The 17,695-nt window shown below is 40.1% G+C and carries 13 protein-coding genes; 8 read left to right on the top strand and 5 right to left on the bottom strand.

Translation table 11 applies throughout. From position 1 onward, the window contains the following. Positions 1-20: 20 nt before the first annotated feature. The 3 genes from J4N24_RS22905 (at position 21) to J4N24_RS22895 (ending at position 5,162) form a co-directional block, all read left to right on the top strand. A complete protein-coding gene (locus tag J4N24_RS22905) occupies positions 21-1,829 on the top strand; it encodes a RagB/SusD family nutrient uptake outer membrane protein (RefSeq protein ID WP_207536076.1) in 1,809 nt (602 codons plus the stop codon). 433 nt (positions 1,830-2,262) lie between these two features. Then, a complete protein-coding gene (locus J4N24_RS22900; RefSeq protein ID WP_207536075.1) occupies positions 2,263-3,231 on the top strand; it encodes an SGBP N-terminal domain-containing protein in 969 nt (322 codons plus the stop codon). Between the two features lie 134 nt (positions 3,232-3,365). Next, on the top strand, positions 3,366-5,162 hold the full coding sequence (locus J4N24_RS22895) for a DEAD/DEAH box helicase (protein WP_207536074.1): 1,797 nt from the start codon (positions 3,366-3,368) through the stop codon (positions 5,160-5,162). Between the two features lie 44 nt (positions 5,163-5,206). Here the strand turns inward: J4N24_RS22895 and J4N24_RS22890 are convergent, their stop codons facing one another. From J4N24_RS22890 to J4N24_RS22880, 3 genes are all read right to left on the bottom strand, one after another. Further along, positions 5,207-5,509: a hypothetical protein gene (locus tag J4N24_RS22890; RefSeq protein WP_207536073.1), complete on the bottom strand. Its 303-nt coding sequence runs from the start codon at positions 5,507-5,509 to the stop codon at positions 5,207-5,209. 11 nt (positions 5,510-5,520) lie between these two features. Further along, positions 5,521-5,778: a hypothetical protein gene (locus tag J4N24_RS22885; RefSeq protein ID WP_207536072.1), complete on the bottom strand. Its 258-nt coding sequence runs from the start codon at positions 5,776-5,778 to the stop codon at positions 5,521-5,523. 61 nt (positions 5,779-5,839) lie between these two features. Further along, the gene (locus J4N24_RS22880; protein ID WP_207536071.1) at positions 5,840-6,844 is read right to left on the bottom strand and encodes an NAD(P)H-dependent glycerol-3-phosphate dehydrogenase; all 1,005 of its coding nucleotides are present in this window, start codon (positions 6,842-6,844) and stop codon (positions 5,840-5,842) included. 175 nt (positions 6,845-7,019) lie between these two features. On the opposite strand from J4N24_RS22880, the gene J4N24_RS22875 reads away from it, so the two are divergent. From J4N24_RS22875 to J4N24_RS22860, 4 genes are all read left to right on the top strand, one after another. After that, a complete protein-coding gene (locus J4N24_RS22875) occupies positions 7,020-7,637 on the top strand; it encodes a polysaccharide deacetylase family protein (protein WP_207536070.1) in 618 nt (205 codons plus the stop codon). A 518-nt stretch (positions 7,638-8,155) separates the two neighbouring features. Further along, positions 8,156-10,927, top strand: coding sequence for a bifunctional aconitate hydratase 2/2-methylisocitrate dehydratase (locus tag J4N24_RS22870; RefSeq protein WP_207536069.1), 2,772 nt, complete (start codon positions 8,156-8,158; stop codon positions 10,925-10,927). A gap of 200 nt (positions 10,928-11,127) precedes the next feature. After that, positions 11,128-13,395, top strand: a complete 2,268-nt coding sequence (locus J4N24_RS22865) for an aconitate hydratase (RefSeq protein WP_207536068.1) — start codon at positions 11,128-11,130, stop codon at positions 13,393-13,395. A gap of 119 nt (positions 13,396-13,514) precedes the next feature. Continuing rightward, positions 13,515-14,096 (top strand): DUF4833 domain-containing protein, encoded by a 582-nt coding sequence (locus J4N24_RS22860; RefSeq protein WP_207536067.1) that lies wholly within the window; start codon positions 13,515-13,517, stop codon positions 14,094-14,096. A gap of 202 nt (positions 14,097-14,298) precedes the next feature. Here J4N24_RS22860 and sucD read toward each other — a convergent pair whose 3' ends face one another. Beyond that, positions 14,299-15,180: a succinate--CoA ligase subunit alpha gene (gene sucD / locus J4N24_RS22855; RefSeq protein ID WP_207536066.1), complete on the bottom strand. Its 882-nt coding sequence runs from the start codon at positions 15,178-15,180 to the stop codon at positions 14,299-14,301. Between the two features lie 151 nt (positions 15,181-15,331). Beyond that, positions 15,332-17,110, bottom strand: coding sequence for an ABC transporter ATP-binding protein (locus J4N24_RS22850; RefSeq protein WP_207536065.1), 1,779 nt, complete (start codon positions 17,108-17,110; stop codon positions 15,332-15,334). A gap of 213 nt (positions 17,111-17,323) precedes the next feature. On the opposite strand from J4N24_RS22850, the gene J4N24_RS22845 reads away from it, so the two are divergent. Then, the gene (locus J4N24_RS22845; protein ID WP_207536064.1) at positions 17,324-17,653 is read left to right on the top strand and encodes a hypothetical protein; all 330 of its coding nucleotides are present in this window, start codon (positions 17,324-17,326) and stop codon (positions 17,651-17,653) included. The last annotated feature ends 42 nt before the right edge of the window (positions 17,654-17,695 follow it).

Here is a 17,695-nt window from a genome sequence, read left to right as displayed (position 1 = left end):
GGAAGCTTTTTTTGATAAGTATGAAAAGAAATTTAAAGAGCCTGGTTAAAGGGGTACTGTTTGTGTCTCTTACTTTAAGCACGCTTTCATGTAAAAAGATGTTTGACTTGGAGCCTGAGGATGCCTTACCAGCAGAAATGGCCTACCAAAGCGTCTATGATGCCGACGCTGCAATAATGGGTATTTATGGAAAGTTTACCTCGCTTGCTGACAGGTATGTTGTATTAAACGAACTAAGGGGAGATCTTGAAGACATAACCCTAAATGCGGATAAATATCTTCGTGAAATTAATGAGCATAATGTATCGCAGGATAACCCATGGGCAAACCCTAAGCCGTGGTATGAGGTGATCATAAACTGTAATGACGCCATGCGAAATTTCGATGTTATGCTGAATAATAAGCGATTGACACAGGATGAGTACAAAGTTAGGTATTCAGAAGTGGCTGCACTCAGAACATGGATTTATTTACAGTTAGGTATCCAGTATGGAGAAGTTTATTACGTAACGGATCCGCTTGTTAGCATTTCGGATATAAATGACATTAATAAATTTCCGAAACTTAACTTACCTACATTAATCTCGACGCTTACTGATTTTGCAGAGAAATTACCTTCTAAAGACCCTATCCCTAGTGGTAACTCGCTCCGGATTACTCTGGATTCATACAATACCGAAAAGGTATTCATTAACAAGACGATGCTGCTTGGCGATCTTCATTTATGGAATGGAGAATATGCTCTTGCTGCGAAATATTATAAGATCTTAATGGAGTATGGAAGTGTGCTGGATCCTACTGGTCTACAAAGAGAGTACTATGCTTCTTTTAACGTTGGTGGAAACCCCCATGATCTAGGCGGAAATGATTGGTTTAGAATATTTAATCAGGGTTACAGTGAAAGAGCTCAAAATCATGAAAACTTTTGGATGATTCCTTTAGATATCAAATTCAGTCCAGGTAATCCCTTTGTAAATCTTTTCGCTCCTAGTACAGACAAATACAAGATAAAACCTTCTTTATTAGCTGTTAAAAATTGGAATGATCAGTTAAGAAGCAATAGTGATGCTGCTCTTAACGGCCAACCCGGAGATCTTAACAGAGGCGGCCTGGGAAAAAGTTATGACGTGGCCGCTGGCCTTCCCTATGTTAATAAATTGATCCCTGGATTTAACAGTAGTTCACCTTTTACAACTAGTAACGGTAAGTGGATTTTATACCGAACAGCCTTGTTGCATCTACGGATGGCTGAAACTGCTAATAGGGATGGAATTGATAAATTAGCTTATGCTCTGGTTAACCTCGGAATTCGAGAGGCCTATACGCCTAAACTAAGGCCGCTTCCAACAGATGTTACCAATATCATGATAAGTACTGATGCTGCAAATAAAAACCCTGATTATGTCTTCTACGCCCGTCAAGGAGAGATACCGCGTTACCGCGACAAATACTCGTATAATGTGGGGATTAGAGGACGTGTCGGTCTTGTTCCCGTAACCGTTGACTCCTCGGCATTTTTTGATATGTCAAATAAAGGAAGAGAAAACAAACCGCTCCTACCTGGAACAACACGCGCAGGCCTTACCGTTGCCATGGAGAACATAATTATCAATGAAGCTGCATTAGAACTAGCTTTTGAAGGAAATCGTTGGCAAGATTTAGTTCGAATAGCTTTGCGACGTGAAAAAGATCAGCCAGGAAAAGGTAGGGAGTTCTTAAGAAATACTATTGCAAAGAAATTCCAGGAAGCAAATCAACCGGTACCAGCAGGCGTTGAGAAATTAAGTGCAGACGTAAAGAACTGGTTCTTGCCCTTTAAATGGCAATAAGAAATTAGATGATATGCTACAGGGGTTTTCAGAAGAGGTCTCCTGTAGCGTCTTTTCACGAACCTTTGCTTATCACCTCTATAAAACCTCTTTTTTCTTCTTCTTAAGCTTGATGAATATATTGGTACTAACGTGATATTAATAGTTTCTTTTTCCCGGAGTAATTTACAAGGTTATTAAGATATTGTAAAGAAGGTTGTAGTATTAAGTGCTAATACCGCTAGAAACGCGACATTCTTCCAAAAGTAATTATATAACTTTACGGATAAAAGTCTTCAGTGTATTCTCCCATATGGCAATTGGATTTTCAAAGATAGCAGCCACCTATAGGTGTTTTTCTAGTGTTTTTGCTACTTTGGTTTTGCTTTTGTTTTTGGGGTGTCAAAAAAAGGATGTAATTCTTAGTGATGAAGCTTCTTTTAAAACTTTTGTCGTGCCATATTCAACAGGTGTCTCAATTGATCGTGAAAAAAACGAGATAATTATTGAACTTGCCGATTACTTCAATAGAAAGAGATTAACCCCTGTGTTTCAGATATCACAAGGTGCCAGTGTCACCTCCAATGGAATCAAGCAGCAGAGTGGCACAAGTTCAAATGATTTTACTAGGCCTGCTATTTATAAGGTAATTTCAGAAAGCGGAAGAGCGGTAGATTGGATGATAAAAGTTGAATCTAATGACAGTAAAATTGGTTTGCGGGGTACGATGGAGGCTCAAAACCGACTGGAAAGGGATTATGAGTGGTATTACGCGCAAGACTCTTCCGGAGTGCATTCCTCCATAAACGGCGGAGCAGCTGTTGTTGCAATGGCTGCCAGGTGGACCCACAGAACGAACTTTGTTTCTTATGGCGTATTGCAGGCCAGGGAGGAGGCTTCTCCTCAATATCGACTGGATGGAACATTAGATGTCAATCCACAGCCCTTTTCCACTCTTGATGTAACCTCTCTTTTAACGAAAAAGGAGATACCATGGAAAGTAGTGCCCTTGTCTCCTGAGCTCACAGATATCATTAATTGTATCGATAAAGGATACCTGGTGATTCTTGTTATTAACTTTTCGCATATTCAGTTTAATCAATCTTTAAGCGACCATACACATGGTTACTATACTATTCCCACTGCTGTCTACCCTCATTATATTATAGTCAAAGGATATAAGAGAGTATCGGGCTCACTCTTTTTCGAATGCTATGATCCTAAATCCGACGGAAAGAGATATTCGAATAATGGCGAGATTAAAGGCCGCAACCGCTACTATTCAGCCTCAGACCTGTGGGCAGGTGCTGCTGACGAAAGGGGGTGGAGGTATGCCGTTGTTGTAGGATCTATGGGAAACGCGATGCCAGGTTTACTAAATGAAGTTCGTATGTCTCAAATTACTCAGGGTACCGGCTATTAATAGCCCTAATTATTATCATAATGTCAGATTAATAGCCTCTGAGGCAATAACTAATACTGAAACTTCTTTTACCAAAAATAAACCTTACCTTTGCCGCTGCTTCAGCATTAAGGCTGAACACGTAATTTATTATCATGAACCCATTTAGTGAATTGGGAATCCGTCATGATATTGTTAATGCCATCTCTGAATTGGGATTTACTAATCCCACTCCTATACAGGAGCAAGCCATCCCGGTATTACTTTCAGGCAGCAACGATTTTGTCGGATTAGCTCAAACAGGAACAGGAAAAACGGCAGCATTTGGCCTGCCTTTATTGGAATTGTTGGACTTCGAAGCAAATCAGCCACAGGCGCTGGTTTTATGTCCAACTCGTGAATTGTGTCTTCAGATCACCAACGATCTAAAAAACTATTCAAAGAACATTAAAAATGTACATGTAGTTGCCGTTTATGGTGGTGCAAGTATTTCTGATCAGTTACGTCAGATTAAAAGAGGAGTACAGATCGTGGTAGCTACTCCTGGCCGTATGTTAGATATCATCGGTCGTAACGCCATCGACTTCAGTCAGGTAAAATACGTTGTATTAGACGAGGCTGACGAAATGTTGAACATGGGCTTCCAGGAGGATATTGATCAAATCCTTTCAACTACTCCGGAAGTAAAGAAAACCTGGTTGTTTTCTGCGACTATGCCTGCAGAAGTTCGTCGTATCTCTAAAAAGTATATGACAGATCCTCATGAATTAACCATGGGGACGAAAAATACAGGAAATGCAAATATTGAGCACGAGTACTACGTAGTTAAGGCTCGTGATAAATATGCAGCATTCAAACGTATTGTTGACTTTAACCCTGAAATTTTTGGTATTGTATTTTGTCGTACAAAGATTGAAACTCAGGAAATTGCTGAAGCTTTGATCAAAGACGGCTACAATGCGGATGCATTACATGGCGATCTTTCTCAACAGCAACGTGATAAAGTAATGAAACGTTACCGTGAGCGTAGTTTACAACTTCTTATTGCTACTGATGTTGCAGCAAGAGGTATCGACGTAAACAATGTAACTCACGTTATTAACTACTCGCTACCTGATGAGATAGAAAACTATACTCACCGTAGTGGTCGGACTGCGCGTGCAGGTAAAACTGGTGTTTCAATTTCTATCATTCATTCAAAAGAATTAGGAAAGATCCGTCAGATCGAACGTGTAATTGGTAAGCAGTTTATAAAATCTGAAATACCTACAGGCTTTGACGTTTGTGAGAAGCAGTTATTTGCACTTGTACACAAAGTTCATAATGTTGATGTAAACGAAGAGCAGATCGAACAATACATTCCTCGTATTATGGAGGAGTTTAACGACCTTACAAAAGAAGAAGTGATTAAAAGATTTGCTTCTTTAGAGTTTAATCGTTTCCTTGAGTATTATCAAAATGCTCCAGATCTGAATGTTTCAGCTGAGTTTGAAGGACGCGGTGAGCGTAGCGAACGCTTCCCAAGAGGAGGTAGTAGGGGCGATTACACTCGTTTGTTCATTAACTTAGGTTCTGTAGACGAATTTACTCGCGGCGACATGCTTGGGTTTATTTGCAATACAGGTAAGATCAGTGGTAAATCGATTGGGAAAATCGATTTAAAAGGCGTTTATACTTTCTTTGAAGTTGAAAATGCTCATTCTGAAACTGTTATTCAAAACTTTAATGGTGCGCAATTTAATGGAAGAAGCGTTCGCATCGAAGTAGCTGGAGATCGTGATGGTGGAAACCGTGGCGGACGAAGCGGTGGTAGCGGCCGTAGAGATGGTAGCGGAGGTAGAGATCGCAATAGCGGTGGTGGTTTCCGTGATTTCTCTGGAAAACGTAGAGAAGATCGTAGCGGTGGTAGCAGAGAGAGAAGCGGTAGTGGAGAACGTAGAAAGAGATATTAAACACTATAGTTTAAAAAAGGTTCGGCAATTTGCCGAACCTTTTTTTATTTTATATAAACGCGCTTCGCATCTTTATTTACGTAATACTTTCGTTCATATTTGTCAATATAAACGGTCTCTCCGTTGGGTCCTTTCTCTTTTAGAGATTTGTCTTTTACTTTTGCAGCGCTCTTAGCTCCAACTTCTCCAACTTTTTTTCCTGTTTTTTTAACAACTTTTCCGGTTGTTTTTCCTGCTTGCTTAACAGTATGACGAACGCCCGTGCTGTCTTTATTCTCCTGAGCGAAAGAGATAGTAGTTATTGTACTCAAAGAAAAAATCAGGAAGGTTTTTATAATATGTTTCATAGGTGCGTATATTAATGGACATCTAAATAAACCCGTTTGCCTTCAGAATCTTCATAGAACTGTCTATCATACATGTCAAGGTATACCGATTCTCCGTTCGGCCCCTTTACATTATGCTGAAGTCTGTCTTTTATTTTATTGCCAAGTTGCTTTGCAGAACTAATAATTCCGTCAGCAAGTCTGCTTCCATCACTTCTACGATAGGTCATCAATACGGCTGTCGCGGTGGCTGCACCAGCAACAAGACCCCAAATGGTTGTGTTCTTCATCGATTTTCAGTGTTTTACACAGTAACCTAACCATTAGTGTGCCAAATTATAAGGGGTCCTATTAGGAAAGTTTCTCTGAAAGTAGTTTCATTTCAATATGTGGAGAGTGTTTCTCGTAAAGAATGGCGTACACTGCGCGGCAAATAGGCATTGGAACTTTAAAATTCCGGTTTATCTGATGCAGGCTGTGGGCCGCATAATAACCCTCTGCAATCATATTCATTTCTAACTGGGCCGATTTCACAGTATATCCTTTACCTATCATGTTCCCAAACATTCTATTGCGGCTGAATTGCGAATAAGCAGTTACCAGAAGGTCGCCCAGATAGGCCGATTCTTTAATGTCACGGTTAATTGGATGGACAGCATCGACAAAGCGCTTGATTTCACTAATGGCATTTGAGATCAAAACTGCTTGGAAATTGTCGCCATAGCCTAGTCCATGGCAAATTCCGCTTGCAACCGCGTAAATGTTCTTTAACACTGCAGCATATTCAGTCCCATATATATCGTCAGAGACATTCGTTTTGATATAACGGGTATTTAGCAGATTGGCAAAGTCCTGCGCAAGTTGAGTGTTCGCGGAAGATATTGTTAGGTAGGAAAGTTTTTCAAGTGCAACTTCTTCAGCATGACATGGTCCACTGATCACAATAAGGTCATCAAAAGGAATTTTATACTTGCAGTGCATAAATTCTCCGATAATTAGATGTTCATCAGGAACGAAGCCCTTTATTGCGGATATAATTTTTTTCCCCTTAAGGTCATCTGGGTTTATATCGCTTAACGCTTCTTTTAAAAATGCTGCCGGCACATTTAAAAGAACCATGTTTGCTTTTGATAGTATCTCTTTAAGGTCAGTGCTAATGTTTTCGGCGGGGACATTAATTTCAACTGAACTTAAATAGTTAGGGTTATGTCGATAAGTCTTGATGTGTTCTATCGCATCCTGATTACGCATCCACCAGAAAATTTCTTTAATGTTGCGATTGTCAGCCAGCATTTTAATGTTCGCTGTAGCCCAGCTTCCGCCTCCAATAACCGCTATTTTAGCCACTGAATCCATTTAAAAATTCCTGTTTTAAGAGTTGGCAAGTTTACTAATAATTAAGGGTAATGTGGTTCGAAACCTCTTTTAGGAATAATAATTTTGTTCTTTTGTTTCTTTTAAGGGCAATCTACAGTCGGATTTAATTTCATTATGTTCTGTGTTCGTTCTTAAAATATAATTTTAACTTAACATGTATCTCATCAAAACTCCTTTTTGGTTGCGGTGGCTTTATCCTGATTTTATCTGGCGGCAGTCAACAGATCAGGCGAAAGTATACCTTACTTTCGATGATGGACCCATTCCAGAAGTTACGCCTTTTGTTCTGGATACACTAGCTGCTTTTAATGCTAAGGGCACCTTCTTCTGTATTGGAGATAATATTAGGAAACATCCTGAGGTATTTAAAAGAGTGGTAACCGAAGGACATTCTATCGGTAATCATACTTTTAATCATTTAAAGGGATGGACTACGGAGGATAACGTTTATTTGGAAAATTTCCAGCAGTGTCAGCAACTTATTAAGTCAGACTTGTTCAGACCCCCCTACGGTAGAATCAAACGGTCACAGGCAGCAAAATTAAGAGAAGCCTATCCAGATCTCAAGATTATTATGTGGGATGTTTTAAGCGGCGATTTTGATCAGCAACTAAGTCCTGATGCTTGTTTGAAGAATGTATTAAGTACCATATCTCCCGGGTCAATAATTGTATTTCACGATAGCGTAAAGGCCTTTGAAAGGCTTAAACGAGCTTTGCCGGGTACACTTGCGGCTTGTGTTGACCGCGGATATACTTTTGAAGTATTGTAAATAGGTTAACCTTTAAACATTCTTGATCACTGGAAATCTTCTTTTCAATGTAAGTATGCTAAGATGAAATCTTTTAATCGTCGTTTTAATTTCATTTTACTTTATTTGAAGATAAAAAAACCTATGACTTAGATCATATCTGTCAGTCATTTTCTGTAAATTCGCGCAATTTCAGTCTTGTATAACTGATTTTTAATTTTTTAATAGATAAAAATCAATGACTGGCGACATTTGAGATAGAAAAGGTCCGGAAAAGCTGACTAGAGTCTTACTCTTTGTATGATAAGTGGTAAGTAAATCTGTAAGTGCTCATAACTTCAACTGTAGAATTCTTTGTTCTCGCAGGTAGATAGGAATTCTAAATATGCAGGTTCAGATATAATTCTGCTCTCGCTATACCTCATGGAATAGACAGTCAGGCATATGATCTCTGGCAGCTTTTATTAAAGAGGCAAAGAAGTTAGAACCGAATTCTTACTATTATGCAAATCTAGCTCCGCATTGAAAAAAACTTTTGTATGAACACTTATAAGGATTATATCAAGGAGATTGAAGAACGGGAACTCCAGGGGCTGCATCCAAAGCCAATTGACGGTGCTGAATTATTAAGCGAAATCATCGCTCAAATTAAGGATTCAGGAAACCCTTACCGTGAAGATTCTCTTAAGTTTTTTATTTACAATACATTGCCAGGTACTACACCTGCCGCAGGTGTTAAAGCTCAGTTTTTAAAGGAGATTATTCTGGGCGAATCTGCTGTACAGGAAATTCCGGCTACTTTTGCATTCGAACTTTTATCGCATATGAAAGGTGGGCCCTCAATTAAGGTTCTGCTTGATCTTGCTCTGGGTAACGACATATTCATCGCGAAAGAAGCAGCAAACGTATTGAAAACGCAAGTTTTCCTTTACGATGCGGATACAGATCGTTTAAAGGAAGCATTTAAAAGCGGTAGCGTAATAGCGAAGGATATTATTGAAAGCTACGCTCAGGCTGAGTTTTTTACAAAACTACCGGAAGTTCCTGAAGAAATTCAGATTGTTACTTTCATTGCTGGCGAGGGTGATATTTCAACAGACTTACTATCTCCGGGGAATCAGGCTCACTCTCGCTCCGACCGTGAACTTCATGGTAAATGCATGATTTCACCACAAGCACAAGCGGAAATCAAAGCATTGCAAGTGCAGCATCCAGACAAACGTGTGATGTTAATTGCGGAAAAAGGAACCATGGGTGTAGGTTCATCGAGAATGTCGGGTGTAAACAACGTGGCGTTATGGACTGGCAAACAGGCAAGCCCTTACGTTCCTTTTGTAAACATTGCACCCATAGTTGGTGGAACAAACGGGATTTCTCCTATCTTCCTTACAACTGTTGACGTTACTGGTGGTATTGGTATTGACCTGAAAAATTGGGTTAAGAAGCTTGATGCGGATGGCAAGATTGTTCGTGATGAGAATGGCGAACCAGTTCTTGAGCAGGTTTATTCTGTTGCTACAGGTACTGTTCTTACCATTAATACAAAAAAGAAAAAACTTTATAGTGGCGATAAGGAATTAATTGACCTTTCTAAGTCATTCACTCCTCAAAAGATGGAGTTTATAAAGGCTGGTGGTTCTTACGCGGTGGTATTCGGTAAAAAACTTCAAACGTTTGCAGCTAAGTTATTAGAGATCGAAGCTCCGGCTGTCTTTGCTCCGTCAAAGGAAATTTCAAACGAAGGACAAGGTCTTACTGCAGTAGAAAAGATTTTCAACAGAAATGCAGTTGGGACAACTCCTGGTAAAGTACTGCATGCTGGTTCTGATGTTCGCGTTCAGGTGAACATTGTAGGTTCTCAAGACACTACTGGCTTAATGACTGCTCAGGAATTAGAGTCCATGGCCGCTACAACAATCTCTCCGATCGTTGATGGTGCATACCAGTCTGGTTGTCACACGGCATCTGTATGGGATAAAAAGGCTCAGGCAAATATTCCAAAGTTGATGAAGTTTATGAACGAGTTTGGTTTGATTACCGCTCGTGATCCCAAAGGTCTTTATCATTCGATGACCGATGTAATTCACAAAGTTCTTAATGATATTACTATAGACGAGTGGGCTATCATTATCGGTGGCGACTCTCACACCCGGATGTCTAAAGGTGTCGCTTTTGGTGCAGATTCAGGAACGGTTGCTCTTGCTCTTGCTACAGGTGAGGCTTCCATGCCAATTCCAGAGTCGGTGAAAGTAACATTTAAAGGGGAAATGAAGAATTTCATGGATTTCCGTGATGTGGTCCATGCTACTCAGGCCCAGATGCTTCAGAAGTTTGGTGGTGAAAACGTATTCCAGGGAAGGGTTATAGAAGTTCATATTGGTACTCTTACAGCTGATCAGGCATTTACTTTTACTGATTGGACTGCTGAGATGAAAGCGAAGGCTTCCATTTGTATCTCTGAAGACGATACGTTGATCGAGTCTCTCGAGATTGCTAAAGGCCGGATCCAGATCATGATCGATAAAGGCATGGACAACGAGAAGCAAGTGCTTAAAGGATTGATCAATAAGGCTGATAAGAGAATCGCTGAAATCAAATCAGGTGAAAAACCTGCTCTAATTCCTGATGCCAATGCTAAGTATTACGCTGAAGTTGTTGTAGATCTTGATTTAATCGGAGAACCTATGATTGCAGATCCCGATGTAAATAACGCAGATGTTTCGAAACGTTATACGCACGATACGATCAGGCCTTTGTCTTTCTATGGTGGAGATAAAAAAGTAGATCTTGGATTTATAGGCTCTTGTATGGTTCATAAAGGAGATATGAAAATTCTTGCCCAGATGCTTAAGAACATAGAGCAGCAAAATGGCAAGGTTGAGTTTCAGGCTCCTCTTGTTGTTGCGCCACCTACTTATAACATTGTTGATGAGCTTAAGGCGGAAGGAGATTGGGATGTTCTACAGAAATATGCAGGATTTGAGTTCGATGATAATGCTCCTAAGGCTGCCGCCCGTACTGAATACGAGAAAATGTTGTATTTGGAGCGTCCGGGATGTAACCTTTGTATGGGTAACCAGGAGAAAGCGGCTAAGGGAGATACTGTAATGGCAACATCTACCCGTCTTTTCCAGGGAAGGGTTGTAGAGGATGCTGAAGGCAAAAAAGGAGAGTCATTACTATCGTCTACGCCAGTTGTGGTCCTGTCTACAATTCTTGGTAGAACTCCTACAATTGAAGAATATAAAGCAGCAGTGGAAGGAATTAATCTCACGAAGTTTGCTCCTCCTCACAAGTTGTTAATGAATTAATCTTTAAGAGATCTTCTAAAAAAGAACTAACAGATAAATATTACAAATTGAAGAACCATCCTGCGAAACAGGATGGTTTTTTGTTTGTTCATTTCTCAGAATTCGGCGTGGATTATGTCAGTTTATAATCGCCCATTTTCGTGAAGCAACTTTTTTGTGTGCTCAATAGTTAATACTTTTGTTATATATTCAAGTATTTTATGGCTTTTGATTTGGAAATGATTAAAGCTGTTTATTCTCGTTTCGGCGATAGAGTAGAAGCAGCTAAAAAAGCAGTAGGTAAACCACTTACTTTAACTGAAAAAATCCTTTATTCCCATCTGTGGAATGGAAGTGCCACTGAGGCATATCAACGTGGTGCTTCTTATGTTGATTTTGCTCCCGATCGAGTTGCGATGCAGGATGCCACGGCACAGATGGCGCTATTACAGTTTATGCAAGCTGGAAGGCCACAAGTTGCAGTTCCGTCAACGGTTCATTGCGATCACTTGATCCAAGCTAAAATTGGTGCTCATGAAGACCTTGAGATCGCAAATAGTACAAATAAAGAGGTATACGACTTCCTGTCCTCCGTTTCCAATAAGTACGGTATTGGTTTCTGGAAACCAGGAGCTGGTATTATTCACCAGGTAGTTCTTGAAAATTACGCGTTCCCTGGAGGTATGATGATCGGTACCGATTCTCATACTCCGAATGCTGGCGGTTTAGGTATGATCGCTATAGGGGTAGGTGGAGCAGACGCATGCGATGTAATGGCTGGCTTTGCCTGGGAGCTCAAATTCCCTAAACTAATCGGTGTTAAATTAACAGGTAAACTTTCTGGTTGGGCTTCTGCTAAAGACGTTATCTTGAAAGTGGCTGGTATCTTAACGGTGAAAGGTGGTACAGGGGCAATTGTTGAATATTTTGGCGAAGGAGCGCGTTCTCTTTCTGCAACCGGCAAGGCAACTATCTGCAATATGGGGGCAGAGATCGGAGCTACTACTTCAATTTTTGGCTACGATGATAAAGCAGAAAGCTATTTACGCGGAACTAAAAGAGCTGATATAGCCGATTTGGCAAACCAGGTTAAAGATTATTTAACTGGAGACCCTGAGGTTTACGCTGATCCTGAGCAGTACTTTGATCAGGTGATTGAAATTAATCTTTCAGAGTTAGAGCCTCATATCAATGGCCCATTTACACCAGATTTAGCATGGCCTCTTTCTAAGTTTGGTGCAGCTGTTAAAGAACACGGTTGGCCAGCAAAATTGGAAGTTGGGCTAATAGGTTCATGCACAAACTCTTCTTATGAAGATATTACTCGTGCTGCTTCCCTGGCCAAACAGGCTATTGATAAAAATCTTAAAACTAAGTCGGAATATACTGTAACTCCGGGCTCTGAACTTGTACGTTATACTGTAGAACGCGATGGATATTTAAATACATTTGAGCAAATAGGAGGGGTGGTTTTGGCTAATGCTTGTGGCCCTTGTATTGGTCAGTGGGCTCGTCATACAGATGATCCTACCCGTAAAAATTCCATCATTACATCATTCAACAGAAACTTTGCTAAACGTCAGGATGGGAATCCAAATACTCATGCATTCGTAGCTTCTCCCGAAATTGTAACAGCCCTGGCTATTGCTGGCGATTTAACCTTCAATCCGATGACTGATACTTTAACAAACGAAGCCGGAGAACAAGTGAGATTAGATGAGCCACAGGGATTAGAGATGCCTGTTAAAGGTTATGCTGTAGAAGATGCAGGATATCAGGCGCCGGCGGAAGATGGAAGTAAAGTACAAGTACTTGTGGATGAGAAGTCTAGTCGTCTTCAAATTTTAGACGCTTTCCCAGCATGGGAAGGAACAGATTTACACGGTCTTCGTTTGCTAATTAAAGCTAAAGGAAAATGTACTACTGATCATATCTCCATGGCTGGCCCATGGTTAAAGTTCCGTGGCCACCTTGATAATATCTCCAACAATATGCTGATTGGAGCTATTAATTACTTCAATGATACTGCTGATTCTGTCAAGAATCAATTAAGCAGCGAGTACGGGCCGGTTCCAGCTACTCAGCGCGCTTATAAGGCAGCTGGAATTGGAACTGTTGTAGTAGGAGATGAAAATTACGGAGAAGGTTCATCTCGGGAACATGCAGCTATGGAACCACGTCACCTGGGTGTTAGAGCAATACTAGTAAAATCTTTTGCTCGTATACATGAGACTAATCTTAAGAAGCAGGGTATGTTAGCTATCACCTTTGCTGATGTTGCTGATTATAACAAGGTTCAGGAAGATGATACCATTGATATTCTCGGATTAACTGAGTTTGCACCTGGCAAACAGTTAAAAGTCGTTCTTCATCATGCCGATGGAACCCAGGATACCTTTGCTGTTAACCATACTTATAACGAACAGCAGATCGAGTGGTTTAAAGCAGGAGCTGCTTTGAACATAATAAGAGCAAAACAACAAGCATAGTATTGCTTTAAATAATAAGAGCCTTATACTTAATTTAGCCCCGCATCCGCGGGGCTTTTTTAGCTATTATCAAATTATCGTATTACCTTTGTGATCTAGATTAAAATCTAAATTACATAATGACTCCCAACTCTGACAGGTTGAATAAAAGGCTGTTAGGCTTCTTGTTCTTTTTTATCATATCCTTATCATCCGACATAATTGCGGCTGCCACTGCTGAAACGGAACCGGCTTTGCCCGTTCCAAAAGGAATAAAGAATGAACTTTTTTATCTCCAACGCGATCCTAATAAGAACACTGTGATTTATGAGCTAAACCTGAAAAATGGATCCGTTGATCAGGATAAGCCGGTGAATGTATATTGGATTAGATATGAAGAGAAAGGGCAAAAACAAGATCTATCTTCTATGCAACGTCGACTAGGGTATGGTTTAAATAGTAAGTACCTTGGAAAGGATCGGTATGAGTTAAGATTTGTGTCTTACGATAAATTACCTTTGCTCCTAACTAAATCGGAAACTGATAACAAGTACCATATCTATGCTCGCATCAAACAAAAACAGGCAATCTTAAATCGCATCTTTGTTCGGGTTACCTGGGGTACCTTAGGATGGCCAAAGGTGCAGTATGCTGAGTTGATTGGGACAGACCCCTCCTCTGGCGAGGAAATCCGGGACCGCATCTATATAAAGCAATCCTGATTAAGCTCTCCTTTTAATTTAGAATAATCTTTTAATAGCTGCTCAAGTTAGAGTTTAACTTGGCGGCATCTTTGTGATACTTTGACTGCTGCTACCTGATTAAGGTAATTAGCAGTAATTTAGGTCAGAATAGAAGATCTAAGGCATAAAAAATCCCGGCTATTTGGTAACCGGGATCTAATATTATTTTTAGTTTATATATCTAAGCTAAGACTTTGCTAAGTTCTTCTGCCATTGCAGCACCGATTTCAGCTGGTGACTCAACCACACGAATTCCGCATTCTGCCATGATACGCATTTTAGCAGCAGCTGTATCATCTGCACCACCAACAATTGCACCAGCGTGGCCCATACGGCGTCCCGGAGGCGCTGTCTGACCAGCGATAAATCCAACAACTGGCTTTGTTCCATGCTCTTTAATCCAACGTGCAGCTTCTGCTTCCATTCCACCGCCGATCTCACCAATCATGATGATACCTTTAGTTTCCGGATCATTCATTAATAATTTAACAGCTTCAACAGTTGGCGTTCCGATAATTGGGTCTCCACCGATACCAATAGCGGTTGTAATACCTAAACCTGCTTTAACAACCTGGTCAACTGCCTCGTAAGTTAAAGTTCCTGATTTGGATACTACACCAACACTGCCTTTTTTAAAGATGAAGCCTGGCATGATGCCAATTTTTGCTTCGTCTGCAGTGATGATACCTGGACAGTTAGGACCAATAAGGCGGCAATCTTTATCTTTGATATATTCCTTCACCTGAACCATGTCCTTTGTAGGAATACCTTCTGTGATACAAACGATAACTTTAATTCCAGCTTCGGCCGCTTCCATAATTGCGTCAGCAGCAAATGCAGGAGGTACGAATATGATAGATACATCAGCAGCTGTTTTTTCTACAGCGTCTTTTACTGTATTAAATACAGGTCTGTCTAAATGGCTTTGACCTCCTTTTCCTGGAGTTACACCACCAACTACCTGTGTTCCATACTCAATCATTTGCGACGCATGGTAAGTACCTTCAGTGCCGGTGAAACCTTGCACGATTACTTTTGAATCTTTATTTACTAATACACTCATTGATCGGTTTTTAAAGTTTTGCAAACTTAGAGATTTTTTTAACAAATACTTTTCCTCACAAGCTTAAAAAAGTAAAAATATTGATGCTTTGTCTGACTATTTACCTGCAATTGCCCAGTATTTATAAAAACCTGAATATAATGCATGGCATTTAAACAGAGGTGCTCTTCTTTTCTATGCCCGAGGAGTTAAACTGCAGGTCATAGAGCCTTTTGTAATACCCGTTTTGCTTTAAAAGTTCCTGATGCGAGCCTATTTCTTTGATCTCTCCGTGGTCAAGAACAATGATTTTATCTGCGTTCTGGATGGTCGACAAGCGATGGGCGATTACAATAGATGTTCTTCCCTTCATTAATTTCTGAATAGTCTGCTGAATCAGATGCTCTGTCTCTGTATCAACTGAGGAGGTAGCTTCATCAAGGACTAAAATTTTGGGGTTGTAAACCATAGCTCTGATAAAGGAGATCAGCTGGGCCTGGCCTGCTGAAAGAGTAGCCCCCCTTTCCATCACATTATAGTCATAGCCAGCCGGCAGTTGTCTTATAAAGTCGTCAGCCCCGGCTTCTTTAGCCGCATTAATTATTTCGTCAATACTGATCTCCGGATTATTGAGGCTGATGTTATTTTTAATCGTATCGCTAAAAAGAAACACGTCTTGTATAACTGTTCCTATTTGGCTTCTCAGGTGTTGAAGCTCAAATTCCTTTATATCTATTCCGTCTAGTTTAATCTTGCCTTTGTTTATAGAGTAGAAGCGGTTTAGAAGATTTATTATTGATGACTTGCCTGCTCCTGTTGCACCAACCAGAGCAAGAGTTTCACCTGGTTTAACTTCAAAGCTGATCCCCTTCAATACCCATTTATCCTCATTATAAGCAAACCAAACGTCTTCAAATTCTATTTTTCCTTCTACTTTCTGTGGTTTATAACTACCTCTGGTATCTTCCTCCTCATGTGTATCCAATACAGTAAAGATCCTTTCTGCTCCAACCATACCCATTTGCAGTGTATTAAATTTATCTGCAAGTTCTCGTATCGGGCGGAACATCATGTTTATATACATTATAAAAGCCATAACCACACCAGGGGAAATATTATGTTCCAGAATGGACTTGGAGCCAAACCATACCAGTAGTCCTATGCTCATCGCAGAAATGATCTCTACCACGGGATAGAATATCGAGTAATACCAGTTAGAGCGGATATGAGCATCCCGGTGTCTGCCATTAATGCGCTTAAACTTATCCATTTCCTGGTCCTCTCTTGCGAAGTACTGCGTAATATTCATCCCGGTAATGTGCTCTTGCAGAAATGTATTTAGATGAGATACCTGTGCTCGCACTTCCTGGAATGCAGATTTAATAGATTCTTTAAAAATGTATGTGGCAAGAATAAGTAATGGCATGGGGGCCAGTACTATTAAGGTAAGCTTCCAATCGGTCAAGGCCATTACGGCGATAAGGGCAATTAATTGAAGAATATCGCCTATGATCATGATCAAACCTTCAGAAAAAATATCAGCAATCGTTTCAAGGTCAGAAACACTGCGGGTAATTAGTTGTCCTATAGGAGTCTTGTCGAAATAGCTTAAACGCAGCTTTGAAATATGATTGAAGACGTCTATTCTTAATCCTTTGATTGTTGATTGTCCCAGCTTGTTGGTGAGAAAGGTATGGTAGTATTGTACTGCTGTCTGCAGCATTAATAAGCCAAGCATTAGGAATGAAATTTTAACTAATCCTGGTTTGTCTCCCCCTAAGATATAATTATCAACGGTATATTGGATAAGGTATGGTCTTGTAGGAGACAGTGCAGCAAGAACTATGGTAAGGAAAACAGACCACGCGAAGATCCTTCTGTACGGACTAACATATTTAAACACACGTTTAAGTAAATTGATATCATATGCCTTACCGGTAACTTTTGCCATAGCACTGCGAAGTTACGTATATTGAAAAAATGCCAGGCTCTGTTATTTAGAGAAAAAGGAATTTCAAGATATTGTTGCATCAAGATGATCGAAAAAACAAGCAATTGCGGCTTGCGAAGATGCAATTGAAAAATCCCCTTTATGTAAAAAAAGAAATACTTGATTAAACAGGCGGCAATTTAATTACATTTGTATAAGGGCTAACCAGATAAAATGAACAAAACTGTAGCAAAAAAGCTTTCAGGATTTCTTTTTTTAACGATCTTCTTTTGTAAGATAATGATATCTATTGCCCCCGTTGTTGCTGCTCATTTTGATGTTAAATCAGTGAATGCTGCGCTTGCACAACTGGAAATGGATGACGAGCCTAAACCGATAGACGTTAAGGAGATGTCGGTAAAGGAGTACCTCACTGTTTCAGAATATCATTTGTTTCTCGCTGATCCTATATTTCATTTGGATTTAATAACAGGAAATTTTAATCACGCCAAACATGTAACTCCCTTTCACCCTCCAGTACCTACTCCCCCTCCAAACGTATAATTGTTTCTTCATTTTTTCCTTTAATCGCTTTAATTGATGCGC

Origin of the sequence: Desertivirga arenae (assembly GCF_017355785.1) — a bacterium.
GTDB lineage: Bacteria > Bacteroidota > Bacteroidia > Sphingobacteriales > Sphingobacteriaceae > Desertivirga > Desertivirga arenae.
The sequence above is the reverse complement of the archived record's forward strand: the minus strand, read 5'-3'. Positions and strand labels throughout refer to the sequence as shown.

Coding starts and splice junctions, on each gene's coding strand:
- J4N24_RS22905 (WP_207536076.1), top strand. CDS start 21: ATGAAAAGAAATTTAAAGAGCCTGGTTAAAGGGGTACTGTTTGTGTCT.
- J4N24_RS22895 (WP_207536074.1), top strand. CDS start 3,366: ATGAACCCATTTAGTGAATTGGGAATCCGTCATGATATTGTTAATGCC.
- J4N24_RS22890 (WP_207536073.1), bottom strand. CDS start 5,509: ATGAAACATATTATAAAAACCTTCCTGATTTTTTCTTTGAGTACAATA.
- J4N24_RS22885 (WP_207536072.1), bottom strand. CDS start 5,778: ATGAAGAACACAACCATTTGGGGTCTTGTTGCTGGTGCAGCCACCGCG.
- J4N24_RS22880 (WP_207536071.1), bottom strand. CDS start 6,844: ATGGATTCAGTGGCTAAAATAGCGGTTATTGGAGGCGGAAGCTGGGCT.
- J4N24_RS22875 (WP_207536070.1), top strand. CDS start 7,020: ATGTATCTCATCAAAACTCCTTTTTGGTTGCGGTGGCTTTATCCTGAT.
- J4N24_RS22870 (WP_207536069.1), top strand. CDS start 8,156: ATGAACACTTATAAGGATTATATCAAGGAGATTGAAGAACGGGAACTC.
- J4N24_RS22865 (WP_207536068.1), top strand. CDS start 11,128: ATGGCTTTTGATTTGGAAATGATTAAAGCTGTTTATTCTCGTTTCGGC.
- J4N24_RS22860 (WP_207536067.1), top strand. CDS start 13,515: ATGACTCCCAACTCTGACAGGTTGAATAAAAGGCTGTTAGGCTTCTTG.
- sucD (WP_207536066.1), bottom strand. CDS start 15,180: ATGAGTGTATTAGTAAATAAAGATTCAAAAGTAATCGTGCAAGGTTTC.
- J4N24_RS22850 (WP_207536065.1), bottom strand. CDS start 17,110: ATGGCAAAAGTTACCGGTAAGGCATATGATATCAATTTACTTAAACGT.
- J4N24_RS22845 (WP_207536064.1), top strand. CDS start 17,324: ATGAACAAAACTGTAGCAAAAAAGCTTTCAGGATTTCTTTTTTTAACG.